Origin of the sequence: Corallincola platygyrae, from assembly GCF_039544265.1 — a bacterium.
Taxonomy (GTDB): domain Bacteria; phylum Pseudomonadota; class Gammaproteobacteria; order Enterobacterales; family Neiellaceae; genus Corallincola; species Corallincola platygyrae.
The window spans coordinates 144745-168975 of sequence record NZ_BAABLI010000034.1 but is presented as its reverse complement, the minus strand read 5'-3'; the positions used below and the strand labels follow the sequence as shown (position 1 = coordinate 168975).

The window sequence follows — 24231 nt, the reverse complement described above, 5'->3', positions numbered from 1 at the left end:
TTTGCTGCTAGCTCTTTTGCCTTCTTCGCTTCTTGCTCCGCTTTTTTACGCTCTGCTTCTTTGCGCTTGCGATCTCGCTCAAGCTTCTTGATTCTGGCTTCTTCGGCTTTTCGCTTATCCTCTGCTTCTTTTAGCTTGCGCTTCTGTTCGTCTAACTTTCTCTGCTCCGCACGTTCAGCAGCTTTTTTTCTATCTTCGATTTGCCTCAACTGCTTTTCAACCAGCTTGCGATCGACTGTAACAGCTTGAATAGGCGCTGTATTTACCATCTGAGGCTGACGCTCAGGCTTGGTAAATTGAACACTCGCGAACAAAACGACACCCAGCACAATATGCGCCAGTGCCGAAATAATGATGAAATGATGAAGTGGACGCTGAGACACCCTAAGTTAGCCCCCACTCGGATCTGTCATTAGGCCGACAGTCTCTATTCCAGCGTTTTCCAAATCAGCCATAAGTGAGACCACATAACCATATGGCACCTTCTCGTCGCCCTTGACAACTACATGGGTCGATGGGGCTAACTCAACAATGGCTGCAATTCGAGCAACCAAGTCATCAAGAGGCAACTCTTCCGATTTACCTTTGTCATCAGTGAACCAATAAGTGCCATCGGATTCAATCGTCGCAATAACTGGAGGCTTAGCGTCTTCCAGCAAGGGGTTAGCGTCTTGTTTAGGCAGATTAACTTTCACCCCCTGAGTGATAAGAGGTGCTGTCACCATAAAGATAACCAGCAGTACCAACATCACGTCGATATACGGTACTACATTGATCTCCGCTTTTGGCTTGCGCCTTTTGCGTTGATAGCTCATTGAGACTTACTCCTGATCTGCCGCCACAGACTGACGATGCAAGATGCTGGAGAACTCCTCCATAAAGTTGCCATAACTGTTTTCCAGTCGCTCAACCTGGTGACTGAATTTGTTGTATGCAATGACCGCGGGAATCGCCGCGAACAGGCCCATAGCCGTTGCAATCAAGGCTTCAGCAATAGCCGGAGCCACAAGGGAAAGCGTCAGCTGAGCCTGGTTCATACTACCGAGGGCAACGAACGCATTCATAATTCCCCAAACGGTGCCAAACAAGCCGATATAAGGGCTGATTGAGCCAACGGTGGCCATAAACGGTAAGTGAGTTTCCAGCTCGTCAACTTCTCTGGATAGTGCAACACGCATGGCACGAGCAGTCCCTTCAACGGCATTTACGCCAGACTGATTGCCTGTGCTTCGGTGCAAACGAGCAAACTCTTTGAAGCCTGACTTAAAAATCTGCTCCATGCCTTTTGCATCAGCGCTGCGCGCATTCACTTCTTGATAAAGCTTGTTCAGATCAACCCCTGACCAGAATCGATCTTCAAACTTGTCCGCATGGTCCTGAGCTGCTTTCAATGCTTTTGCACGCTGAATAATCATTGCCCAGGAAGCAACTGACATCGCCAGCAGGATCAGCATCACAAGCTGCACCAGAAGACTGGCGTCAAAAATTAATTTGAGAAACGAAATGTCATTAGACACGGGGCAATACTCCTGTGATCTGTTCAGGTATGGCGATGGGTTTCGCTTGGTTTAGGTTAACGCAGGCTACTTTAACTTCTGCGGTTGCTATCAGAATGTCATCTTGGTTTCGAATCGCCTGCCTGAAAACAAGGCTGGCCTTCTTTCGCACGACAATTTCCGCAGTCACGTCGAGCATATCGTTAAACTTGGCTGACGCCAGGTTATTCATCACCACAGAGCGAACGACAAAGCCGATCCCTTGTTTGAGAAGCAAATCCTGTTCAATACCAAGTTCGCGAAGCCATTCAGTCCTCGCTCTTTCAAAGAATTTTAGGTAGTTGGCATAAAAAACTATGCCACCAGCATCTGTATCTTCGTAATAGACACGCACTGGCCAATGGAAGTTGTTACTTATCAAGGCTGCCCTGCCAAACTCCGAATTAATAAAGATGTCATTTTTATTGATGGCAGCTAACTATACAGAAAGTTCCGCCTGCATGGTAAGCCACATTCATGTCTAACTGAAGTTGTGATTTTCGACACAGGTTGAGGCGTAATTTATTTAAATATTCAGGCAAATTCGATAGAGGTTCGCGCGCCAAGTCACTTTGATGTAGTAAATTGATCTCAATCAATTTCATCATTTTTTTGACCACATCCTGCAAACCAAGCACGCTAAAAAAGATATTCTAACTTAATAAGTATTCAGGCCGACTGCATAACAAAAACAACACCAAACAAATAAAACCAATAAAAACAACATCATAATTCGAGCAAGCATTATTCAACCTTGCTTTACCAAAGCTATTACGCATTAGTTTTTCTTATTCTTAACCGAAAAATAACTCGTTTGTTTTGTATACAGGGCCTGCCTACAATGAGCCCCAGTTGAAGACAATTACTTGTAGTTTTTTGATCATCTTTGGATGGCGAGTTCGGTGAGTGTCTTCTCTCCCTGGAATCGAGGCGACGCCTCATTTATCAATCTGGATTTTCGCCTATCAGGCGCTTCCCGTTGAATGATATTGTTCTCTTTAACCCGCGAATTTCGCGGGTTTTTTTTACCTATATTTCAGAGAGTTATGCTGACTAGCTTTCTTTTCGCTCTAACCCAAAATGCATATAAGCACGTTGAGTTGCAATGCGGCCTCTGGGGGTTCGCTGCAAAAAACCTTGCTGGATAAGGTACGGTTCAAGCACATCTTCAATGGTTTCTTTGGCTTCACCTATCGCTGCGGCTACGTTTTCCAAGCCTACTGGACCACCATCAAACTTATCAATAAGTGCCAGCAGTAACTTCCGATCCATGAAGTCAAAACCTGCATCGTCAACATCCAGCATGTCCAGCGCCTGAGACGCGACCTGATCGCTAATTTGTCCCGCTGCTTTAACCTCGGCATAGTCACGAACCCGACGTAACAAGCGATTGGCAATACGCGGTGTGCCGCGGCTTCGGCGTGCTATCTCACCAGCACCTTCCTGAAGCAACTCCATGCCCAGATGTGCAGCTGAGCGTTGAACAATTTTGGTGAGCTCTACAACATTGTAAAACTCCAGCCGCTGCACAATACCAAATCGGTCACGAAGAGGCGATGTAAGTGAACCAGCTCGGGTAGTTGCCCCAATCAGGGTGAATGGGGGCAGGTCCAACTTAATTGAGCGAGCCGCAGGCCCCTCGCCAATCATGATATCCAACTGGTAATCTTCCATCGCCGGATACAGTACTTCCTCAACAACAGGACTGAGCCGATGAATTTCATCAATAAACAACACATCATTTGGTTCAAGATTGGTTAAAAGCGCTGCCAAATCCCCCGCTTTCTCTAGGACAGGACCTGAGGTGGTTTTGATATTTACATCAAGCTCATTGGCAACGATGTTAGCGAGCGTGGTTTTACCTAATCCAGGTGGACCAAATATCAACAGGTGGTCCAAGGCATCCTGACGCAACTTTGCGGCTTTGATGAAGATCTCCATCTGCTCGACAACGTGAGATTGGCCAGTGTAATCAGAAAGCAGTTTAGGGCGAATCGCCCTGTCGAGGGCTTCTTCTTCTCGTAAGTGGGTGCCCTGCACCAATCGATCAGCCTCAATCATTTCGTTTCCTAGACCATATTACGGAGTGCTTCACGGATAAGGGATTCACTATCCATCCCCTCACCTTTTACCTGGCTTACAGCGCGGCTTGCTTGTGCGGGTTTATAGCCCAAAGCGACCAACGCGGCAACGGCGTCTTCAACAGCATCAGTTGCCCTAACGAACGTATCGTCTTTCCCTTGCGGGCTCAATTCGAAGCCTTCACTAGCAGCTATAGCAGGTAGCTCTCCCCAGTTTTTAAGCCTGTCGCGCATCTCAACGAGCAAGCGTTCTGCGGTCTTCTTTCCCACACCTGGGAGTTTGATCAAGGATGAGATGTCATCATGATTTACGACTTGTACAAATTGAGCGGATGACATACCAGACAGAATAGCCAATGCCAGCTTGGGCCCTACACCATTAGTTTTTATCAGCTCACGAAACATTGCCCTTTCATGTAGAGCCGAAAAGCCAAAAAGCAGCTGAGCATCTTCTCTGACGACAAAATGTGTATAAACCGTGGCTTCCTGCCCAATATCCGGTAGCTCATAAAAGCTGGTCATTGGCAGCTGAACCTCATAGCCCACACCTGATACATCGATAACCAGATCTGGTGGCTGCTTAGAAACTATGGTTCCACGTAACTGTCCGATCAAAATCTCACCTTGTTGTTTTGCTTGGGTACTGGTGGTACTTGTAATGGATTAGCGCCAACGGCCCTTTGCTGTGCCGGAAACTTTTCCAGACATAGCTATCAAGCTCTGTCTCGTATGGCAGTGGCACAAGGCAATCGCTAACGCATCGGCAGCATCCGCTTGCGGCGTCGCCGGCAGTTTAAGAATATGCGCCACCATATGTTGGACTTGCGCTTTATCGGCGCCACCGGTCCCCACCACAGCTTGCTTTACTTCTCTGGCAGAGTATTCATGAACCGGAAGCTCTCGACAGGCAGCAGCAACGATCGCGGCACCTCTTGCCTGACCCAGCTTTAACGCAGAGTCAGCATTCCTCGCCATAAATACGCGTTCAATCGCAAACTCATCTGGCTGAAACTGGTGAATTAATTCGCTAACACCGTCATGAATGGTTCTGAGCCTTTCCGACAACGCAGATGCTGTCATACGAATGCACCCACTACCTAGGTATTTATACTTGGCGCCAACCTGCTGAATGACGCCGTATCCGGTAATGCGGGAGCCGGGATCAATGCCTAGAATAATACTCAAGCCGTTAGCCTAGCTGTTCCATAACATCGTCGGAGATATCTGCATTATGATAAACCTCCTGGACATCATCGTCGTCTTCAAGGCCGTCGATTAGACGCAGCAGTTTCTGGGCAGTGTCCAGATCAAGTTCAGCCTTGGTCGAGGGCACCATGGTAACTTCGGCGTTAACCGCCTCCAGCCCTGCTGCATCAAGTGCATCCTTCACGGTACCAAAGTCTTCAGGCAAGGTATAAACGTCAACGGAGCTGTCATCGTTCGTCTCTACATCTTCCGCACCCGCGTCCAAAGCCGCTTCCATGACCTGATCTTCATCTGTGCCTTCTGGATAAGAGATAACGCCCTTCTTGGTAAACAAGTAGGAAACAGAACCATCGGTACCCAGGTTTCCGCCAGATTTAGTAAACAGGTGGCGAACACTGGAAACCGTACGATTACGGTTGTCGGTCATAGTCTCAACCATCACCGCTGTGCCGCCAGGACCATAGCCTTCATAGATGATGGTTTCCAACTCCTGGCCATCTAATTCACCCGCACCACGCTTGACTGCGCGATCAACGGTATCTCTGGTCATATTGTTCGACAATGCTTTGTCGATAGCGGCTCGCAAACGGGGGTTAGCATCGGCATCAGAGCCACCTTCACGGGCGGCAACCGTCAACTCACGGATAAGCTTTGTGAAGATCTTACCGCGCTTTGCATCCTGCGCGGCTTTGCGATGTTTAATATTTGCCCATTTACTGTGGCCTGCCATAACCTATCTCCAATCTTTAGCACCGTGTCAGGTTTACATCGGTGCTCTTATTTCAATTCGCGTGTAATTCTAATTTCTCAGCAAGCTGAACAATGGCGTCACGATTAGACTCAGACGATACCTGAGCCAACGCCTCAGCAAACGTCAACCAGACATACTCCTGGTGTTCGCCTTCGCAAAGCCTGATAACCGTGTTCTGTGGGACTTTTAAAAAGAACCAATGCTCAAGATTTTCATTCACATCGGGGGCATACCGTTGTTTCCATTCAGGATACAAGGGGTAACGAACTTGTGTATTTACATCAACAATGGATGCGCCCACCAAGCCAGGCTCGACTCCGGTTTCTTCGTGAACTTCACGGATCGCCGCTGCGAGAGGCTGCTCTTGATGTTCCAGAGAACCGGTTACAGATTGCCAAAAATCATCGGGGAATGATCTTCGCATAAGAAGCACCCGGAAATCTTCCCGGTAGATCACTACCAGCACAGATTCCGGGCGTTTATACATTACTCAGCCGCCTTTTCCTCGGCAGCCTTCGGTTCTGCGGTGATCGCTATCTGAAGCTCAGCAAGCTGCTCAGGGTTTGCCATGCCTGGGGCATCGGTCAATGGACAAGCGGCAGTTGTGGTTTTAGGGAATGCCATTACGTCACGGATCGTGTCTGCTCCGCACATCAGCATTACCAAACGGTCCAAGCCGAATGCCAGACCAGCATGTGGTGGCGCACCGTACTGAAGTGCTTCGAGTAGGAAGCCAAATTTCTCTTTTGCTTCTTCATCGGAAATGCCAAGAATACGGAATACCGTCGCCTGCATCTTCTGATCAAAGATACGTACAGAGCCGCCACCGACTTCGCAACCATTAAGTACCATGTCATAGGCGTCAGAAAGTGCAGTAAACGGATCAGCTTCCAGCTCTTCTGGGGTTGCATTTGAAGGCGCAGTGAATGGATGGTGTAACGCTTGCGGACGACCATCGCTCTCTTCAAACATTGGGAAGTCAACAACCCACAGAGGGCGCCATTCGTCTGCTACCAGGCCAAGCTCTTCACCCAGTTTAATACGCAGTGCACCCATAGCCTCAGTAACGACATGTTTGCTGTCAGCACCAAAGAACAGGATATCGCCAGTTTCCGCACCAACTTGTTCCAACAGCGCTTCCATCACTTCTGCAGAGAAGAATTTGGCGACTGGCGACTGCACACCTTCAAGGCCTGCGGCTCTATCATTGATCTTCATCCAAGCCAGGCCTTTAGCACCATAGATGCCAACAAACTTGCCTAACTCATCGATCTGCTTACGGCTGAACTTGTCTGCACCACCCGGCACTTTGATCGCTGCCACGCGACCTTTTGGATCATTTGCAGGGCCCGAGAATACTTTGAAGTCGACAGATTTCACCTGCTCGGCCACGTCAACCAGCTCCAGCGGAATACGCAGATCTGGCTTGTCGCTACCAAAGCGACGCATCGCTTCTTCATAACTCATGCGAGGGAAGTCACCCAAGTCGACATCCAACAGTTTTTGGAACAGCTGGCGGATCATCTGTTCGGTAACACCCATGACTTCGTCAGCGCTCATAAATGAGGTTTCGATATCAATCTGGGTAAACTCAGGCTGACGATCAGCACGTAAATCTTCGTCACGGAAACACTTAACAATCTGATAGTAACGATCAACACCTGACATCATCAGCAACTGCTTGAACAGCTGCGGTGATTGGGGTAAGGCAAAGAATTTGCCTTTGTGAGTACGGCTTGGAACAAGGTAATCACGCGCACCTTCTGGCGTAGCAGCCGTCAGAATAGGTGTTTCAACATCAAGGAAACCAGCCTCATCCATAAAACGACGAACTTCACTGGTCACCTTGGCACGGAAAACCATCTTCTCATTCATCTCTGGACGACGCAGATCCAGATAACGATAACGCAAACGTTGCTCTTCGCTATTGTGCTGGTTGAAATCCAGTGGCAACGGCGCAGAAGCGTTGAGGATTTCAAGCTGCTTACCAAGCAGTTCTACACCGCCGGTGGCCATATCTTTATTTACCTGGCCTTCTGGACGAGCACGGACAATACCGGTGACCTTAACGCAGAATTCGTTTCTAAGCGTGTTTGCCAGCGCAAATACATCTTCAATATCAGGATCGTAAACAACCTGAATTATTCCCTCACGGTCTCGCAAATCGAGAAAAATCACACCCCCAAGATCACGTCGGCGATTAACCCAACCGCATAACGTGACTTCCTGGCCGATAAGGGATTCATTTACTTGTCCACAGTAATGGCTGCGCATTTGTACTTTCCTGTATTTCAGAACAGATTGCGCCACCTGAAAGGCAGCGCAATCGCGTGTTAACTCTTTAAATTCTAAATTGGCTCAGCCGTCTTGCCAGAAGAGCCCTGCCCGGAATCGGATGCAAGGTTCTTTTTCGTGCCGCTCTTAAAGTCAGTTTCGTACCAGCCTCCGCCCTTTAGGCGGAAACCTGCAGCAGAGATCATTTTCTTAAGAGCGGGCGCAGAGCAGCTTGGACAGTCTACCAGCGGCGCGTCACTGATCCGCTGCAGCTTTTCTAGCTGATGACCACAATCTTCACAACGATACTCATAAATTGGCATTGGCTAACTTACCTACTTCGTCTTAACCAAGATAGAAGAACAGCCCTGCATTATATTCAAACCACTTTTATTGTCACGGGCTGGGGGGCTGTTTATCTCACCGTTGTGGATTTTGCAGGCGAAAAATTATGTATTTGGCTGGGAAACAGGCGACGAAGCTCACCGCCAGACAGGGCGGCTATATTAAGTCAGCATATAACCGTTTTTGTCAGCATCTTTGATTCGGTACATCAAAGCATCGGCACATCGAAGAAGACTTTCAATGCTTTCACCATCTTCAGGGTAAACCGCTACCCCAATACTGGCACTGAGCTTGGCGTTTCCATCAGATAACTCGAATGGCTCGGACAGTACCTGAAGAAGTTTTCTAGCCAACTCCGCTGCATGTAAACGATGATGCAAGTTAGTGGCTAGTACGACAAACTCGTCTCCACCAAACCTAGCCAACGTATCTGAACGTCTCACCACGCCCTGAAAGCGATCTGCAACACCCTTCAATACAGCGTCACCAATGGCGTGACCGTATTTATCGTTGATCTCTTTGAAACCGTCGAGATCGATAAACATCAAAGCCATCAGGTTTTTTGTTCGTGCGTGATTCTCCAGAGCCTGACTCATCGCATCTTCAAATTGACGTCGATTGGCTAACCCAGTCAGCTCATCGTGGCGGGCAAGATGGCGAACCGTTTCTTCAGCCGCACGACGTCGCTCAATTTCGCGATTCAAACGGCGATTCCACAGCACCATCAGAGACATGGCCAGCAACACCAGCGCCCCGACTTGAACGCTGACCCGCCATATTTTTTCTGAAGAAACACCTTGATCAATAGTCAGGTCAAGCCACTTCGACAAAATGGTTCTGCGCTCATTTTCCGTCAACATCTGCAGTGCTTTGTTCAGAATCGAAACGAGTTCCGGCCAATCTTTTCGAATACCAAACTTTGACGATTCCTGCTGAATATCATGCAGTGTTGAGAGTTTCAGATTACTTAATCCAAGCTCTCGAACGGTAGCGACTGCGACCGTCAAGTTATCCAACAAACCAAACACTTCTCCGCGAGCAACAGCGTTTAATCCTTCCTGTCCAGAATCAAACACTTTCAGTTGGATCTCTGGATGGTTTCGCCTTAGCCAGGGAATCACTTGGTAACCAGCAATAACACCCAATGTTTTGCCGTGAAGTTGGCTCAGCTGTGAGATCAACAGCTCCTCTTCCCGCATTGCTATCGCCCATGGCGTGGGCCAGTAACCATTTGAAAATGACAGTGCTGTTTTGCGTTCCGGCGTATCACTGATTGCAGCGACAAAATCGACCTTATGAGCCATCACTGCATCCAGCACTTGTTGCCAGCTAGCGTAGAGCACGACATCGATTCGCATGCCTGTGCGGCTCTCCAGCCACTCCACCAAATCGGCATTTACGCCAGAAAAGTTGCCGAGATCATCCACAAACTCGAATGGCGGGTAGTTCCGAACCGCTCCCAAACGTATAACGGGATGGCGTGCCAGCCACTGGTTTTCCTGTCGACTTAACTCAACGGATAAAGGAAGATTTTCGAAATAACGGTCTTTTGGCGCAAGAACCCAGCGTCGCTCAATATCAGCCAAGTCACTGATATCAATTGATTCAAAGCCGAGTTGAATACGATGTTTGAGGTTTTCATTACCGCGCCCAACCATTGAAAGCACTTCAGCCGCAAATGATGGCTCCGGCAGTCGAACAAACTGATTCAATTGATTACGCTGGATCAGCACATATTCGGTCAGGTTAGATAAACCAAAGAAGCCAACAATTTCGTCAGCAATCGTCGCTTGAATCATCTCAAAGTGGTCATCGTAATATCGCAGGTTTAGCTGTGGATACTGGCTCTGTAGTTGAGGAAGATAACTCGCCTGCCTGAGAACACCCACTGGCCTGTTTTCAAGCTGACTCAACTGACGCACGTTAGACGTTTCAGGAGAGTAGAACTGCGCTTTCAGGGTCATAATCTGGTTGGCAGGCTCTAACCCTTCGTGTGAGATATCAGCGCTAGGGAGAGCTGATACAATATCCACCAGCTGCAACTCCATCTGGCTATTAAGCGTGTGGCGGTCTTGAACCACAAAATTCACTTTATAACCATTACGTTGTCCCCAAAGCTTCCAGATATCAACCACCATGCCGCCAGGATTGCCATCCTCATCCAGCATCATGTAAGGCGGTGCATCTGGCAGAATGGCGATCACAATGCCCGCTTGCTCACCTGAGGTACCAAACCAGCGGCGATAAATAGCGGAGCGCTCTTCGTCAGTAAAAAGGGCAAAACCTGCTTCAATAGACTGCAAAAGCGCTTCATTACCCTCGGAGACAGCAGGGTGCAAAGAAAGCGTGTGATAAGTCAGCTTACGATGGTTCGGATATTTTTTCTCAAGCTCTCGGGCATTTTCGTATTGATTGGAGATCCTGTTCAAACCAGTAAAAGCAAGCACATCGCCACGAACAGCGGCATCATAAACATCAAACTGACGCTCATATTCACTTACACGCAATTGCGGATAAAGTTTGTTTAACAGATTGACGTGATTCGCGCCCTTAACGGAGCCAATTAAATAGGGTGTCAGGGATGTCGCCTGCTTAATATCTGGCAGGGAACGATGAATGAAAACGTTTGAAGTTACGTGGGCAAGCGGCGATGCAAAATCCAGGAATCCTTCCCTCTCCGGGTTTATCGCCAGCCCAGCATGGATCTGAGCTTCACCGGTTTGCATCATCTCAAGAGTTTGGTACCAGGGTAAGGAAAGAATGTTGACCGGTTGACCAGTTTTGTCAGACCACAAACGCCACATATCAATCAACATGCCTGTGGGTTTGCCGTTCACGGAGAAATGGTATGGATAAGTATCGGCGCTGGAAACTATAGTGATAGGCTCATCGTTTGCTGAAGCAAAATGAGACACTGCAAAGACTAAAAAGCCGAATATTCGATACAACCAAGACGTCAAGTTCGCATTCCTTTGACCAAAAAGACCTGAGGTGGTCGGGTTTGCGCTTCGCTTATTCGAAGGGCAAGACTCCAAACTTCCTTTGCCATAACCACAACGATGATTCACCAATGCGATATCGATTATAACGCGAAGTGTCAAAAAACCTAACACTCATTATTTGTAGCCTGGCATTTGAGTAAAGCATCAAAAGCACTACGGAGTCGCGGTTTTCAGATTGTTTGCGTTACAATAGCGCCTACATTCTCCAAGCACATCAATGTAGTTAAATGCAGAACAAAGATACGCTGTTCTCAACGCCTCTCACCAATATTGGCGATTTTCGTTTTGACCAAGGCGTGGCTGATGTCTTTTCAGACATGATCCAACGCTCTGTGCCAGGCTATACAAATATTATTGCAACCATTGGCGAGCTTGCAAAAAGTTACGTGACTCCTGGCAGCCGTGTATATGACTTGGGTTGCTCTCTTGGTGCCGCAACATTGGCGGCAAGAAGGAATATTGATGCCAGCGAAGTAGAAATTGTTGCCATTGATAATTCAGAGCAGATGATTGAACGTTGTCAGAGGAACCTTGGCGCATATCGCTCCGAAATTCCGGTACATATCGCGTGTGAGGATATCCGGCAAACAGAGATTAAAAACGCTTCTATGGTGATCCTGAATTTCACGCTGCAATTTCTCCCACCCGCAGATCGCCAGGCACTGTTAAACAAAATATATTCAGGTATGCTGCCCGGCGGACTGCTTCTGTTGTCAGAAAAAGTGCACTTTGAAGATACGCAAATTAACGAACTGCAAATCGAACTACACCATAACTTTAAACGCGCTCACGGATACAGTGAGTTAGAGATCAGTCAGAAGCGCACAGCACTAGAGAATGTGCTGCGAACAGATACCCTGCCTGAGCACATAGCCAGACTAAAAGAGATTGGCTTCAAGCATGCATCCCCTTGGTTCCAGTGTTTCAACTTCACTTCGATGGTAGCGATCAAATAATGCCTCAGGTTCATCACGATATTTTTTCGCCCTTTTATCGCGACATTATTGATTCCCCCCTGGCTCACTGGCTTGAAACTGCCCCTGCGCAACTGAAAGCCTGGTACACAGAGCATCTGCATGGCGAATTTGGCCGCTGGCTGCGCGTCATCGAGCAACTACCTGAGTTTGAAACTGCAGAATACGACCTATGTAAAGAGGTCCGATTCGGAACTGGAGAGCTCTCTTCGGAGAGCGAAAAAGCCCGGATAACGGGTTTGCTCAAACAACTAATGCCATGGCGCAAGGGCCCATTCAACCTCTATGGGGTTCACATCGACACTGAATGGCGTTCTGATTGGAAGTGGGACCGATTACTGCCTCATATTTCTCCTCTGAAAAACCGGACCGTGCTTGATGTTGGTTGCGGAAGTGGTTACCACATGTGGCGCATGTTGGGTGAAAAAGCGGCTTGTGTTATTGGCATTGATCCCACTCAGCTTTTTTTAGCCCAATTCTTGGCAGTAAAAAAATTCGCTCCGCAAAACCTACCCATCCACCTTCTGCCATTTGGGATCCAGGAGCTGCCTGACCTGGAAGCATTCGATACCGTTTTTAGTATGGGAGTGCTTTATCATCGGCGCTCTCCAATCGACCACCTTTATCAGTTAAAGAGCCAGCTTAGACCTGGTGGAGAGTTAGTACTTGAAACTCTGGTGGTTGATGGAGACGAGCAACAGGTTGTGGTGCCCGGTGAACGCTATGCGCAAATGCCGAATGTTTGGTTCCTACCCAGTGTAAAAGCCTTGGAGCACTGGTTGAGTCGCTGTGGTTTTGAACAGATAAGAACCGTAGACATCAATGACACCAGCCTTGATGAACAAAGAAGTACCGAGTGGATGGATCGCCAATCACTGAAGAACTATCTGGATCCACTGGACCAGAGCAAAACAGTGGAAGGCTATCCTGCCCCGAAACGGGCAGTAGTTATTGCACGGCGTCCAGAGTAGCGCCACGGTGTTTCGTAGAGCAATTCAGGGAACTTTGAATGCAGTTCTCTGCACACTACTTTTAATTAGCTTTGGATTACAAAGCGCTGAACAAAGCAGTGTACAGCACTCACCCGCGCTTGCTACGCAGTGGCAAAATCCTGCACAGCTAAAAAGTCGTTGTGACCAGGCGGTAGGCCAAATGATACAAGGGCCGAAGTTTAGTGCCGACCAGAGCGAGTCGTCAGGAAGGCTGCTTGGCATCTGGTTACTGCCCTATTTTGATCTTCTCGCTCAATCTGAGCAAATGTATCTACTTCACCCGGATGCTCATTGGCGTGAAGCATTCAGTTACTGTCGGCTTGCCATTAACCTAGCAATCACAGACTGGAAGTTAGGTAACAATGGTGATTGGTGGAGACCCTTTTTAAACAGAAACAGGCAAACAGAGCCAGCGAAATGGCAGCAAGCACTTTTTAACAAGAGCTACCCTGGCCTTATGTACGATAGTTTTCCTGAAGATCTGCAGATTGATATAAATACAGCGAAAAACAGCTTTCTGCTCTCTCTACAGAGTGGTGAGCCTATATCTCTACCCTGGCAATGTGCTGAACGGAAACCCCATAGGAAAGAAACGCTCGCAGAAGATAAGCGGATATCGATAGATATCTATAGACCTGCTGAGTTTTATCGATTCATGGCAAAGGCATATCGCAGTGAGTGTCGCGCCTATACATTCCGAGCTCATAAGTCTCGTGGGGGCAAGGAAGCAAGGAACCAGCTCAACCGGCTTTTGGCTGCCAGAGCTAGATTTGCCATCGACGTTGGGGCTGACAACTGGACCGACTATCAACTCCAACACAGTCTACTATCGAAGCATGAGATCCGAAATTTTCTGCTTGCATTAGAACGCCAACTAACAGCATTCTCTAAAGATTATTCGCCGTCTTCACTTCAACCTTGGGATCTTTGGTTTCGCCAAACGCAATCGCTATCTCAACACAGTCACCAGTCTAACCAAGAACTACGAATCGCTTTGACCACTGACGCTGTCACCAATCGCATTGCGTTTTGGTCTGAGAAGCTTGAACTAAGGCTGAAGCATCTTGAAGCGTACAAATGGGGCGCTGATGTCAGCATATTGCAACTTCTGGATAGCCAAGAGCGTGTATTTGGTGAGATTTATATCGACCTTTCACACCCCAAAACCAAGTTAGGGATTGGTCGTTTACGCTACCCCGTAGCAGGGTATCAAGCTGGTGCGATGCTGATTAAAGGCCAAAAATCACCTCTGGCTAAAGTCCGGCTGAGCAGTTTGGATAGCGCCATTCTTCAAGCGTTACAGGGGATATTGCACCACCCCGAATATCCGGGCTTTACAGCTTCTGCCTATCCAGACTTACAAGGCCTGGAAAACAAAATTCTGAAAGCTATTTCAGAACAGCGGCAGCCAACTCGTCATCCTCACTTATGGTTGAGACAGGTACTCAGCGCCAAGCTCGCCTTAGCCTATCACCAAAACGACCTGAGCCAAGGCAGTTTCGAAAAGCTCACTATCAAGCTGATTGGCGACAACCTGGACGCCATCGGCACACCACCGGCACAGATACCGTATGCAATGAGCAATTTAGCCTCGCCCGGCGTGTTCAGCTACCGAGAGCTGTGGCAAAAAGCTATCGCTCAGCAGGTTTCTGCTCGCTACCACGCCGGCGAGCTTGAGCTGGACACTCTTTTATCAGAGCTAAATCGACTTAGAGGCCCGCAGGCAAAACAGACGCTTAAGCGCCTCACGGGGTTTGAAGTTGGCAGCAAGCGCTATGGTGTAGAGCTCGCGAAAAAATTCATAAGTTCTCTTTATCCCGACTTGCCAGAGAAAAGCGAATAGTTACAATAAAATAGCGAGCGACACGGAAGTCAGCACGTAACTTCCCTCGCAGCCTGCCGCCAATAGCAATCACTTGCGATGAGAGACGAAAGGACATGAGTCAATACCGCCCCCGAACAACTTTAGAACAATGGCGAATTCTGCAAGCTGTTGTTGACGCTGGAAGCTATGCCAAAGCGGCGGAACTCCTTAATAAGAGCCAGTCTTCGCTAAACCACGCCGTTGCAAAGATGCAAACACAGTTGGGCATTGCATTGCTCGAAGTAAAAGGGCGAAAGGCTTTTCTCACTGAAGCGGGCGAAGTCATGTTACGCCGCTCCCGCCAGTTGACTGAAAACATTGAATCACTTGAACATTTGGCCGAAAGCATCGATTTAGGTTGGGAGCCAGAAATACGGCTAGCGGTTGAGTTGGTGTATCCCATTGATGACTTAAACAATGTCCTGCGGCAATTTGCACCAGAAAGTCGAGGCTCTCGTATTAATGTAAAGCGAGTGGTCATCTCGGGAGGGCAAGAAGCAATCAAAGATAAAGACGTCGATATTGCCATTGTAAACAACGTCCCCAAAGGTTATCTGGGCGAACCTCTAACGAGTACCGAGCTTTGGTTAGTTTGTCACCCTCAACACCCTCTCTCTGAAGAGGAAAGACTCGAAAGCCACCATCTGGAACAGCATTTACAGCTGGTAATAAGAGACACTGGCAAACAGCCAAAAGAAGAACAGGGTTGGCTAAGATCGGAACAACGCTGGACAGTGGATAATTTCTATGAGGCACTGAGCCTTCTCCGTCAGGGTACCGGTTTTGCGTGGTTACCCAGATTTATTGCTGAGGCCGAAATCAAAGCCGGTAGTTTAAAAAGGCTCTCGATGCATGGAAGCGAAAAGAAAGCGGTTCAACTTAGTATGGTGATACCTGAGCCTGATAAGCTGGGCCCAGGTAGCCAAAGGCTCAGAGACTTATTCTTGACCCACCACTCAAACAGTTAGCAATGACATTGAGTTAAAAAAGGCCGCTAAAGCGGCCTTTTCTTATACTTGGTAATAGTCACGATACCAGTCAATAAACCTCTGAACACCGGTCTCGATTGGAGTCGATGGGTGGAACCCGACCGCTTTATTCAGATCATCAATATCAGCATAAGTAGCAGGCACATCACCGGGTTGGATTGGCATGTAATTTCTGTTCGCTTCCATACCCAACGCTTTTTCAATACAGGTGATGAAATACTCAAGCTCTACAGGCTGATTATTGCCGATGTTGAACACTTTATACGGCGCACTTGAACAGTCAGGCAAAGGCGCAGCACCAGTCCAATTTGGATTCGGCTGAGCAGGTTTATCCTGAATGCGAACAATGCCCTCAACAATGTCATCGACATAGGTAAAATCACGCTGCATCTTGCCGTGATTAAAAACGTTGATTGGCTTGCCTTCCAATATCGCTTTAGTAAACAGGAAAAGCGCCATATCAGGACGGCCCCACGGACCATAAACGGTAAAAAAGCGCAGACCGGTCGTTGGAATACCGTACAAATGGCTGTAGGTGTGGCCCATCAATTCATTGGCCTTCTTGGTGGCTGCATACAGAGAAACAGGATGATCCACATTGTTATGAGTGGCGAATGGCATAGTGGTATTTAAGCCATATACCGAACTGGACGACGCATATACCAAGTGCTCTACGTCATTGTGTCGACACCCCTCTAAAATGGTGAGTGTTCCGGTGATGTTCGCATCTGTATACGCAAAAGGATGTTCCAAAGAGTATCTGACACCGGCTTGTGCCGCCAAATGAATCACACGATCAAATTTTTCAGTAGCAAAGAGCTTTGCAATAGCATCACGATCTTCTAAAGCCATTTTCACATGACGAAAGCCGCTCAATTTTTCAAGTTGGCTCAAACGGTCTAGCTTTAGATTAACATCATAATAGTCATTGACTATGTCCAGGCCGACTACCTCATGCCCCTGCGAACAAAGGCGCATGGAAGTATGGAAGCCAATAAAGCCTGCGGCGCCTGTTACTAAAAATTTCATTCGTTTTCCTTTGCTAATACCAATCAGAATAAGAATATTATCTACCAACGGGAAGCCTGGTTGACCATATCTTTATGCGGATTGGTACAATAAAAAAGGGCCACATAAGCCCCTTCCCCATAACGTCCAAGTCAAAGCTTAACCTTAACTGGCTAGCTCTGATAGCCCTTTGGATTGCCAGACTGCCAACGCCACGTATCTTGGGTCATCTCTTTCACAGTTCTGGATGCCTCCCAATCCAGTTCACTTTTCGCTAGCGCAGGGTCAGCCCAACATTCAGCGATATCACCAGGACGACGAGGCGCTATTTTGTAAGGCACCTGTTTGCCAGAAGCCTGCTCAAAAGCATCAACCATCTGCAATACAGAATACCCGCAGCCCGTACCCAAATTGTAAGTGACAACACCCGGTGAGGCTCTGAGTTTATCAAGCGCTTTCAAATGGCCAATAGCTAGGTCAACTACATGAATGTAATCACGCACACCGGTGCCATCAACCGTAGCATAGTCGTCGCCAAATACGCTGAGTTGCTCCAGTTTGCCTACGGCAACCTGCGAGATAAACGGCATCAGGTTGTTAGGCAAACCATTAGGATCTTCACCGATCAAGCCACTTTCATGCGCGCCAACCGGGTTGAAATAACGCAGCAGCGCAATATTCCAAACACTATCAGACACATACAAATCTCTGAGCACTTCTTCGACCATCAGCTTGCTACGGCCGTAAGGGTTGGTCGCACTGGTAGGGAAATCTTCCTGAATAGGTACCGATGCAGGATCGCCATACACTGTGGCAGAAGAACTGAATACCAGGTTCTTGACACCAAACTCAGCCATTACTTCACAAAGAACAATGGTACCAGTCACGTTATTCATGTAGTAGCTCAATGGCTTCTGTACCGACTCTCCTACCGCCTTCAGGCCTGCGAAGTGAACCACCGCAGAAATATCGTGCTTCTCAAATACGGTTCTCAATGCGTCTCGGTCAAGAATATCTATCTGATAAAATGGCACTGACTTACCGGTAATCTTCTCAACTCGATTTAGCGACTCTTGAGATGAGTTGCATAGGTTGTCGACAACCACCAATTCCTGCTCATCACTGAGAAGTTCAACCACTGTGTGGCTGCCAATATAGCCGGCTCCGCCTGTAACAAGGATGGTCATAATAAATTGCTCGCGAACAATGAGGGGTTGCACAGGCAACCCCTCATAAACAGATAATTTTATACTTCAGCTGTAACTTGCTTCAGGAACTCGGCAAACTCGCTGCCCATACCTTTATGGCGCAAAGCGTATTCAACATTCGCCTTCATGTAACCCAGCTTAGAGCCACAGTCATGGCTCTTACCCTTCATGTAGTAGGCGTTTACCTGTTGCTGCTTCATTAACACAGCGATGGCATCTGTCAGTTGGATCTCGTCACCGGCACCAGCAGGAGTGAATTCAAGAATATCCCAAATATCTGAACTCAGGACATAGCGACCAACAACGGCAAGATTAGAAGGCGCCTCTGCGAGTTCTGGTTTTTCAACAATCGCCGTCATAGGCGCAGACTCACCCTGCTTCAGTTCATGTCCTTTGACATCAGCAATACCGAACTTGGACACATCCTCATCTGGCACGGCTTCAACCATCACCTGGCTACAACCTGTGTCTTTAAACATGCGGACCATTTCAGCCATGTTTTCACGGGTCAAATCACTTTGCACATCATCAATAATCACGTCGGGCAGTACAACTGCAAACGGCGCGTCACCAACCATAGGGCGAGCACATAAAATGGCGTGCCCCAAGCCTTTAGCTGTTCCCTGGCGCACATGCATGATGGTTACGTCTTTCGGACAAATGCTCTGAACCTCGTCCAGCAACTGACGCTTAACACGCTTTTCCAATGTTGCTTCAAGTTCAAAGGAGGTATCAAAATGGTTTTCAATTGAATTTTTACTGCCATGAGTAACCAGCACTATCTCCTTGATGCCGGCTGCTACGCACTCATTGACCACATATTGGATCAGTGGCTTATCAACAATAGGCAGCATCTCTTTTGGTATGGCTTTGGTGGCGGGAAGCATTCGAGTACCGAGACCGGCTACGGGAATAACAGCTTTCCTGATCATTAATGTGTCCTTACAGTTGGTATTGTATCTGCAGATTATATGCCGAACGTGACATTTTAGTTAAGCACAAATGTGACATATATCTCATCAGGAGTCACCTAAAGGAAGTCATATTGCCGTGGGCGGCTTTAGAAAGGAAACAGCTTCGGCACCAAATAGAGTACAACCACGCTATAAACCGCAGAAACAGGTAGTCCAACTGTGGCAAAATCCTTCAAGTGATAGCGCCCGGTATTAAATACCATCAAGTTAGTCTGGTATCCGTAAGGACTGATAAAACTTGCGCTGGCACCGAATGCAACAGCCAAAGCAAATGGCATCAGGTTCACTTCAAATCCTACAGCGAAACCATAGGCTAAAGGGAATGTGAGCGCCGCTGCCGCATTATTCGTCACCAATTCAGTCATGACCAAGGTCATCAGATAGATACCAACAAAGGCCCAAAAGACATCTCCACTTGCGAACCAGATTTCGGCCTGAGTAGCCAGCAAGTCGGCTAACCCGGTGTTTTCTACAGACTTAGCCAAAGTTAGCGCTGAGGTAACAATTAGCCACAACTCAAACGGGAAACGCCGTTTTATCTCATTGGTGTTCAGCACCTTGATAGCCAACATTCCAGCAAGCAAAAACACTAGCCCAGTAAGTAAACTAACGAACCCAGTCGCTGCAGCTGCTACAACCGAAGCAAAGGCTCCGAGTATCGACCATTCTTGCCAACGCGAAAGAGCCTTAGGAAGTTGAATGCCACTGACAACAAAAAAGTTTTTGTCGATATTTCTGTGTTGCGTGAAATCGGGGCCAACCGCCAGAACTAAATTATCCCCGGCCCTCAACTTTACATCCCCGAGCTTTCCAGAGATCTGCTCACCTCCCCTACGCATAGCAACAACAGCAGCATCAAAGCGTGCTCGAAATCCCGCTCGTTTGAGCGTTCTTCCTATTACCGATGCAGTGGGAGTAACAACCACTTCAATGAGGTTTTCCGATGGCAGACCGTTATTTTCAGCAAATAGACGCACACCTTCAAACTGTTTGAGCTGATGAAGCTTTTTGACATCTCCAGAGAAAACCAAACGGTCACCCGCTTCAATCACAGCCTGTGGTGTCACAGGACTAATCAAGCGTTCATCTCGCACAATCTCAACCAGGAACAGCGACTCCATGTTTCGCAATCCGTTGTCCTGCACACTCTTTCCCACAAGGGGCGAGTCCTCAGCCACTTTCGCATCGATGAAGTAATTCTTATATTCACTGCTGGCTTGAGCATGACTTGGCAACCAACGCGCTACCAACATGAGCGTCACGCCGCCGCCAACGACCAATGCTAATCCAACCCAAAAGAAGTCAAAAAAAGCGAAGCCCTTTGCCCCCGTATCCAACATCAAACTATCCACAATCAGATTCGTTGAGGTACCAATCAAGGTCATTGTGCCCCCTAAAATGGCAGCATAAGACAATGGGATAAACAGCTTAGAAGGCGCATGAACGCCATTGTTTCTGATAGCAGGAATTAGAGATGCGACGACGGCGGTATTATTAAGGAATGCAGATGAAACAGAGGTGAAGCTAATCAGTTTGACAAGAGAAACTGCATAGCTGTCAGAAATGAGCCTATGCGCAAGTTTTTTAAGCCAACTGGTCTTCTCTAATCCAAGAGAAACCGTCATTAAAAGCAATAACGTTACCAACCCTGGATTGACCGCATTTGCCATAAGTTGGTCCTGGCTGATAAGAGAACCAGCCAGAGCAAAAACAAGCACCACACCAAACAGAGACGCGGGTCGAATGCGAGTGAAGAGTAATCCGGCTAACAAGAAACCGAATAAAGCGAGCACTCCCCACTGCGCAAACGTCATAGTTCTCTCTTATTTTAATGCCAGAATATCTTTCGCTTCCCAATGTGGGAAATGCTTTCTGACCAATGCATTCAGCTCAATCTCAAACTCAGAGTATTGGCCACGCACTATATCAACACGCTTACCCGCGCCCGAAATCATTCCGGCACCCACCGTGACATTGGTCAGGCGATCTATGATGACAAAGCTACCGCAACCTTTAACACTCTTATAGTTATCAAACGCTACAGGTTGATTTAAGCTGATTTGGCACTGGCCGATCTCATTCAGGTTCAATCGTACCGCGTCATTCCTCTCCATGGTGTTGACGTCGATCTGATAATCAACGTCATCTATACTGCCCGCGGTAGTTTTGGACGCCAGTTTGAAATCATACTGCTTCCGAGGCAGCATGGGTTCCTCTGACATCCATACCACTGTTGCCTCAAGCGAATCGCTGACTGCAGGCTGATTATTGGCATGGACCAGCATATCTCCACGGCTAACATCGATTTCGTCTTCTAACGTTAAGGTGACAGCTTGGCCAGCAAATGCTTCTTCCAGCTCTCCATCAAAAGTGACGATAGATTTAACCTTTGAGCACTTGCCTGATGGCAAAGACAACACATCATCACCAATTCGAACAACACCACCAGCAATCGTACCGGCAAAACCGCGAAAGTTGAGGTTCGGGCGGCTGACATACTGCACAGGCAAGCGGAAATCTTCATAGTTACTGCTCGCTGTTAGCTCCGCATTTTCGAGCATCGCCATCAATGTTTCGCCGTGGTACCAAGGCGTTGATGCACTGCGTTCAACAACATTGTCGCCCTTCAAGGCGGACAACGGAACGAACTTAATCTGTGGTATGTCGAGATTCTCTGCGAATTTCAGGTAGTCAGTACGGATATCTTCAAATACCTGCTCAGAGAACTCCATCAGGTCCATTTTGTTTACCGCAACAACCACCTGTTTAATACCAAGCAGCGAAACGATGAAACTATGACGTTTGGTCTGAGTTTGAACTCCGTAGCGCGCATCGATAAGAATCACAGCAAGGTCACAGGTCGACGCACCAGTAGCCATGTTACGCGTGTACTGCTCATGTCCTGGTGTATCGGCAATGATGAACTTACGTTTATCGGTAGAGAAGTAGCGATACGCCACATCGATGGTGATACCTTGCTCTCGCTCTGATTGCAGGCCATCGACAAGCAACGCAAGGTCGAACTCTTCGTCAGTCGTATTAAATTTTTTCGAGTCTTTCTTAATAGATGCCATCTGATCTTCAAAGATCATCTTGGAATCATGCAGTAAGCGCCCGATAAGCGTACTTTTACCATCATCTACGTTACCGCAGGTCAGAAAGCGCATCAGCTCTTTCTGCTCGTGCTGTTTGAGGTACCCCTGAATATCTGAGGCGATAAGTTCTGATTGATGAGACATAACTATATTCCGTGCTAATCGCTTTCTTTATCACCCAGGGCCTAGAAGTACCCTTCACGCTTTTTCTGTTCCATCGACGCCGCCTGGTCATGGTCAATGACCCTGCCCTGGCGTTCAGACGTCTTGGTTAACAGCATCTCCTGAATGATTTCAGGTAAGGTCGTAGCTGTAGACTCTACGGCTCCCGTAAGCGGATAACATCCCAGCGTGCGGAAGCGCACCATCTTCATTTCTGGCGTTTCACCTTCACGAAGAGGCATACGATCATCATCGACCATGATCAGAGTGCCATCACGCTCAACCACTGGTCGTTCCGCAGCGAAATAGAGTGGAACAATCTCGATATTTTCGAGATAGATGTATTGCCAGATATCTAACTCTGTCCAATTAGACAAAGGGAATACGCGTATACTTTCGCCCTTATTAACCTTGCCGTTGTATATGTTCCACAACTCTGGACGTTGGTTCTTTGGGTCCCAGCGATGGTTGTTGTCTCGGAAAGAGTACACCCGTTCTTTCGCTCTGGACTTCTCTTCATCACGACGAGCACCGCCAAAGGCCGCATCAAACTGATAGTGATTTAATGCCTGCTTCAGCGACTGAGTCTTCATTATGTCGGTGTGTTTAGCACTGCCATGGGTAAACGGACCAACCCCCATATCCACACCTTCCTGGTTGATATGAACTAACAACTCCATATCATGCTCTTCGGTGAAACGATCACGAAACTCTATCATTTCACGGAATTTCCAGGTCGTGTCTACATGAAGCAGAGGGAATGGCAACTTACCAGGGTAAAAGGCCTTTCGGGCCAAATGAAGCATGACAGCAGAGTCTTTACCAATGGAGTAAAGCATTACTGGGTTATCGAACTCAGCTGCGACTTCGCGAATGATGTGTATACTTTCGGCTTCGAGCGCCTTCAAGTGTGTCATATTGAACGGTTTCATAATCCGGCCACTACTCTGCTAGCGTTAAAACAGGTCAGCAGTAAGCAATTCCTTGCTCGCTGCAATAAAAAACGGGTTGAGAATCGATTCTTTCTGGTTATACCTCAATGGCAATCGAGTCTCAGCATCAACCATCTCGGCACCAGCGGCTAGCACAACTGCGTGCGCGGCGGCGGTATCCCATTCCGATGTCAATCCCAATCGTGGATAAAGGTGTGCTTTGCCTTCTGCAACCAAGCAAATCTTTAAGGAGCTGCCCATTGCCACCATTTCATGGTTAGGCAATTTGGTTAAAAAATCCGCGACTTCAGGTGACTGGTGACTGCGAGAACCAACGACAGCCCAAACGTCACTCTGCGACGGGGTAACCGAGCTGATGGTTGTACTATTCCCATCTTTTACTTTCTCAGCGCCAAGCCCCTTACCACCTAAGTATGCAGTTTCCAGAACAGGGGCAACGACAACTCCAAGGGTTGGTTCACCACTTTCAACAAGGGCAATGTTGACGGTGAATTCGCCATTACGCTTGATGAACTCCTTCGTCCCATCCAAGGGATCTATAAGCCAGTACTGAGTCCATGACTGGCGCGTTGGCCAATCAATATCATCCGACTCCTCGGATAATATGGGGATATCTGGAGTTAACTTAGAAAGACCCGCTACGATAGTTTCATGCGATGCTAAATCAGCAGCGGTAAGCGGACTGTTATCACCTTTGACTTCTACACCAAAATCGTCTTGCTGGTAAATCGTCATGATGGCTTTGCCAGCATCTTCAGCAATGGCTAAAACCTGATTAAGCAAACTTTTATCGACTGTCAGAGACATTATATTATTCG

General features: G+C 47.8%; 23 protein-coding genes. 4 read left to right on the top strand and 19 right to left on the bottom strand.

Annotated elements, in window-relative coordinates; all coding sequences use genetic code 11:
• The 12 genes from tolA to ABEA14_RS19245 form a co-directional block, all read right to left on the bottom strand.
• A partial coding sequence (gene tolA, locus ABEA14_RS19300; protein ID WP_345342487.1) for a cell envelope integrity protein TolA occupies window positions 1–383 on the bottom strand: 383 nt, incomplete at its 3' end.
• 6 nt (window positions 384–389) lie between these two features.
• Window positions 390–815 carry a protein TolR gene (gene tolR / locus ABEA14_RS19295; RefSeq protein ID WP_345342485.1) on the bottom strand — a complete coding sequence of 142 codons (426 nt, stop codon included), beginning with the start codon at window positions 813–815 and terminating at the stop codon, window positions 390–392.
• A gap of 6 nt (window positions 816–821) precedes the next feature.
• Window positions 822–1517, bottom strand: a complete 696-nt coding sequence (tolQ, locus tag ABEA14_RS19290) for a protein TolQ (protein ID WP_345342483.1) — start codon at window positions 1515–1517, stop codon at window positions 822–824.
• On the bottom strand, window positions 1510–1914 hold the full coding sequence (gene ybgC / locus ABEA14_RS19285; protein WP_377776270.1) for a tol-pal system-associated acyl-CoA thioesterase: 405 nt from the start codon (window positions 1912–1914) through the stop codon (window positions 1510–1512). Before ybgC ends, tolQ begins: the two co-directional genes overlap by 8 nt.
• A 674-nt stretch (window positions 1915–2588) precedes the next feature.
• A complete protein-coding gene (gene ruvB, locus ABEA14_RS19280; RefSeq protein WP_345342479.1) occupies window positions 2589–3596 on the bottom strand; it encodes a Holliday junction branch migration DNA helicase RuvB in 1008 nt (335 codons plus the stop codon).
• An 8-nt stretch (window positions 3597–3604) separates the two neighbouring features.
• Window positions 3605–4231, bottom strand: coding sequence for a Holliday junction branch migration protein RuvA (ruvA, locus tag ABEA14_RS19275; protein WP_345342478.1), 627 nt, complete (start codon window positions 4229–4231; stop codon window positions 3605–3607).
• 48 nt (window positions 4232–4279) lie between these two features.
• On the bottom strand, window positions 4280–4801 hold the full coding sequence (gene ruvC, locus ABEA14_RS19270) for a crossover junction endodeoxyribonuclease RuvC (protein ID WP_345342476.1): 522 nt from the start codon (window positions 4799–4801) through the stop codon (window positions 4280–4282).
• A gap of 4 nt (window positions 4802–4805) precedes the next feature.
• A complete protein-coding gene (locus ABEA14_RS19265; RefSeq protein ID WP_345342474.1) occupies window positions 4806–5552 on the bottom strand; it encodes a YebC/PmpR family DNA-binding transcriptional regulator in 747 nt (248 codons plus the stop codon).
• A 52-nt stretch (window positions 5553–5604) separates the two neighbouring features.
• Complete coding sequence (gene nudB / locus ABEA14_RS19260) at window positions 5605–6060, bottom strand: dihydroneopterin triphosphate diphosphatase (RefSeq protein WP_345342471.1); 456 nt, start codon at window positions 6058–6060, stop codon at window positions 5605–5607.
• Window positions 6060–7847, bottom strand: a complete 1788-nt coding sequence (gene aspS / locus ABEA14_RS19255) for an aspartate--tRNA ligase (protein WP_345342469.1) — start codon at window positions 7845–7847, stop codon at window positions 6060–6062. Before aspS ends, nudB begins: the two co-directional genes overlap by 1 nt.
• Before the next feature lie 74 nt (window positions 7848–7921).
• Complete coding sequence (locus tag ABEA14_RS19250; RefSeq protein ID WP_345342467.1) at window positions 7922–8170, bottom strand: FmdB family zinc ribbon protein; 249 nt, start codon at window positions 8168–8170, stop codon at window positions 7922–7924.
• Window positions 8171–8353: 183 nt separating this feature from the next.
• Window positions 8354–11152 carry a transporter substrate-binding domain-containing protein gene (locus ABEA14_RS19245; RefSeq protein ID WP_345342465.1) on the bottom strand — a complete coding sequence of 933 codons (2799 nt, stop codon included), beginning with the start codon at window positions 11150–11152 and terminating at the stop codon, window positions 8354–8356.
• A gap of 269 nt (window positions 11153–11421) precedes the next feature.
• On the opposite strand from ABEA14_RS19245, the gene cmoA reads away from it, so the two are divergent.
• The 4 genes from cmoA (at window position 11422) to ABEA14_RS19225 (ending at window position 15992) form a co-directional block, all read left to right on the top strand.
• Entirely contained in the window at window positions 11422–12150 is a 729-nt protein-coding gene (cmoA, locus tag ABEA14_RS19240) for a carboxy-S-adenosyl-L-methionine synthase CmoA (RefSeq protein ID WP_345342463.1), read from the top strand.
• Window positions 12150–13139, top strand: coding sequence for a tRNA 5-methoxyuridine(34)/uridine 5-oxyacetic acid(34) synthase CmoB (gene cmoB / locus ABEA14_RS19235; RefSeq protein WP_345342461.1), 990 nt, complete (start codon window positions 12150–12152; stop codon window positions 13137–13139). Before cmoA ends, cmoB begins: the two co-directional genes overlap by 1 nt.
• A 181-nt stretch (window positions 13140–13320) precedes the next feature.
• Window positions 13321–15003, top strand: coding sequence for a M3 family metallopeptidase (locus ABEA14_RS19230; protein ID WP_345342459.1), 1683 nt, complete (start codon window positions 13321–13323; stop codon window positions 15001–15003).
• Window positions 15004–15098: 95 nt separating this feature from the next.
• A complete protein-coding gene (locus ABEA14_RS19225) occupies window positions 15099–15992 on the top strand; it encodes a LysR family transcriptional regulator (protein ID WP_345342457.1) in 894 nt (297 codons plus the stop codon).
• Window positions 15993–16034: 42 nt separating this feature from the next.
• Here the strand turns inward: ABEA14_RS19225 and ABEA14_RS19220 are convergent, their stop codons facing one another.
• The 7 genes from ABEA14_RS19220 to cysQ form a co-directional block, all read right to left on the bottom strand.
• Window positions 16035–17042: an NAD-dependent epimerase gene (locus ABEA14_RS19220; RefSeq protein WP_345342454.1), complete on the bottom strand. Its 1008-nt coding sequence runs from the start codon at window positions 17040–17042 to the stop codon at window positions 16035–16037.
• Window positions 17043–17194: 152 nt separating this feature from the next.
• Window positions 17195–18208, bottom strand: coding sequence for a UDP-glucose 4-epimerase GalE (gene galE / locus ABEA14_RS19215; protein WP_345342499.1), 1014 nt, complete (start codon window positions 18206–18208; stop codon window positions 17195–17197).
• Window positions 18209–18267: 59 nt separating this feature from the next.
• Window positions 18268–19161: a UTP--glucose-1-phosphate uridylyltransferase GalU gene (galU, locus tag ABEA14_RS19210; protein WP_345342452.1), complete on the bottom strand. Its 894-nt coding sequence runs from the start codon at window positions 19159–19161 to the stop codon at window positions 18268–18270.
• 128 nt (window positions 19162–19289) lie between these two features.
• Window positions 19290–21017: an SLC13 family permease gene (locus ABEA14_RS19205; protein ID WP_345342450.1), complete on the bottom strand. Its 1728-nt coding sequence runs from the start codon at window positions 21015–21017 to the stop codon at window positions 19290–19292.
• Between the two features lie 9 nt (window positions 21018–21026).
• Window positions 21027–22442, bottom strand: coding sequence for a sulfate adenylyltransferase subunit CysN (gene cysN / locus ABEA14_RS19200; RefSeq protein WP_345342448.1), 1416 nt, complete (start codon window positions 22440–22442; stop codon window positions 21027–21029).
• Window positions 22443–22483: 41 nt separating this feature from the next.
• Window positions 22484–23392: a sulfate adenylyltransferase subunit CysD gene (gene cysD, locus ABEA14_RS19195; protein WP_345342446.1), complete on the bottom strand. Its 909-nt coding sequence runs from the start codon at window positions 23390–23392 to the stop codon at window positions 22484–22486.
• A 24-nt stretch (window positions 23393–23416) separates the two neighbouring features.
• Complete coding sequence (cysQ, locus tag ABEA14_RS19190; RefSeq protein WP_345342497.1) at window positions 23417–24220, bottom strand: 3'(2'),5'-bisphosphate nucleotidase CysQ; 804 nt, start codon at window positions 24218–24220, stop codon at window positions 23417–23419.
• Between the last annotated feature and the right edge of the window lie 11 nt (window positions 24221–24231).

Excerpts from the sequence above, each read along its gene's own strand:
- tolR (WP_345342485.1), bottom strand. The coding sequence starts at position 815 with ATGAGCTATCAACGCAAAAGGCGCAAGCCAAAAGCGGAGATCAATGTA.
- ruvB (WP_345342479.1), bottom strand. The coding sequence starts at position 3,596 with ATGATTGAGGCTGATCGATTGGTGCAGGGCACCCACTTACGAGAAGAA.
- ABEA14_RS19265 (WP_345342474.1), bottom strand. The coding sequence starts at position 5,552 with ATGGCAGGCCACAGTAAATGGGCAAATATTAAACATCGCAAAGCCGCG.
- nudB (WP_345342471.1), bottom strand. The coding sequence starts at position 6,060 with ATGTATAAACGCCCGGAATCTGTGCTGGTAGTGATCTACCGGGAAGAT.
- aspS (WP_345342469.1), bottom strand. The coding sequence starts at position 7,847 with ATGCGCAGCCATTACTGTGGACAAGTAAATGAATCCCTTATCGGCCAG.
- ABEA14_RS19250 (WP_345342467.1), bottom strand. The coding sequence starts at position 8,170 with ATGCCAATTTATGAGTATCGTTGTGAAGATTGTGGTCATCAGCTAGAA.
- cmoA (WP_345342463.1), top strand. The coding sequence starts at position 11,422 with ATGCAGAACAAAGATACGCTGTTCTCAACGCCTCTCACCAATATTGGC.
- cmoB (WP_345342461.1), top strand. The coding sequence starts at position 12,150 with ATGCCTCAGGTTCATCACGATATTTTTTCGCCCTTTTATCGCGACATT.
- ABEA14_RS19230 (WP_345342459.1), top strand. The coding sequence starts at position 13,321 with ATGATACAAGGGCCGAAGTTTAGTGCCGACCAGAGCGAGTCGTCAGGA.
- ABEA14_RS19225 (WP_345342457.1), top strand. The coding sequence starts at position 15,099 with ATGAGTCAATACCGCCCCCGAACAACTTTAGAACAATGGCGAATTCTG.
- ABEA14_RS19220 (WP_345342454.1), bottom strand. The coding sequence starts at position 17,042 with ATGAAATTTTTAGTAACAGGCGCCGCAGGCTTTATTGGCTTCCATACT.
- galE (WP_345342499.1), bottom strand. The coding sequence starts at position 18,208 with ATGACCATCCTTGTTACAGGCGGAGCCGGCTATATTGGCAGCCACACA.
- galU (WP_345342452.1), bottom strand. The coding sequence starts at position 19,161 with ATGATCAGGAAAGCTGTTATTCCCGTAGCCGGTCTCGGTACTCGAATG.
- ABEA14_RS19205 (WP_345342450.1), bottom strand. The coding sequence starts at position 21,017 with ATGACGTTTGCGCAGTGGGGAGTGCTCGCTTTATTCGGTTTCTTGTTA.
- cysN (WP_345342448.1), bottom strand. The coding sequence starts at position 22,442 with ATGTCTCATCAATCAGAACTTATCGCCTCAGATATTCAGGGGTACCTC.
- cysD (WP_345342446.1), bottom strand. The coding sequence starts at position 23,392 with ATGAAACCGTTCAATATGACACACTTGAAGGCGCTCGAAGCCGAAAGT.
- cysQ (WP_345342497.1), bottom strand. The coding sequence starts at position 24,220 with ATGTCTCTGACAGTCGATAAAAGTTTGCTTAATCAGGTTTTAGCCATT.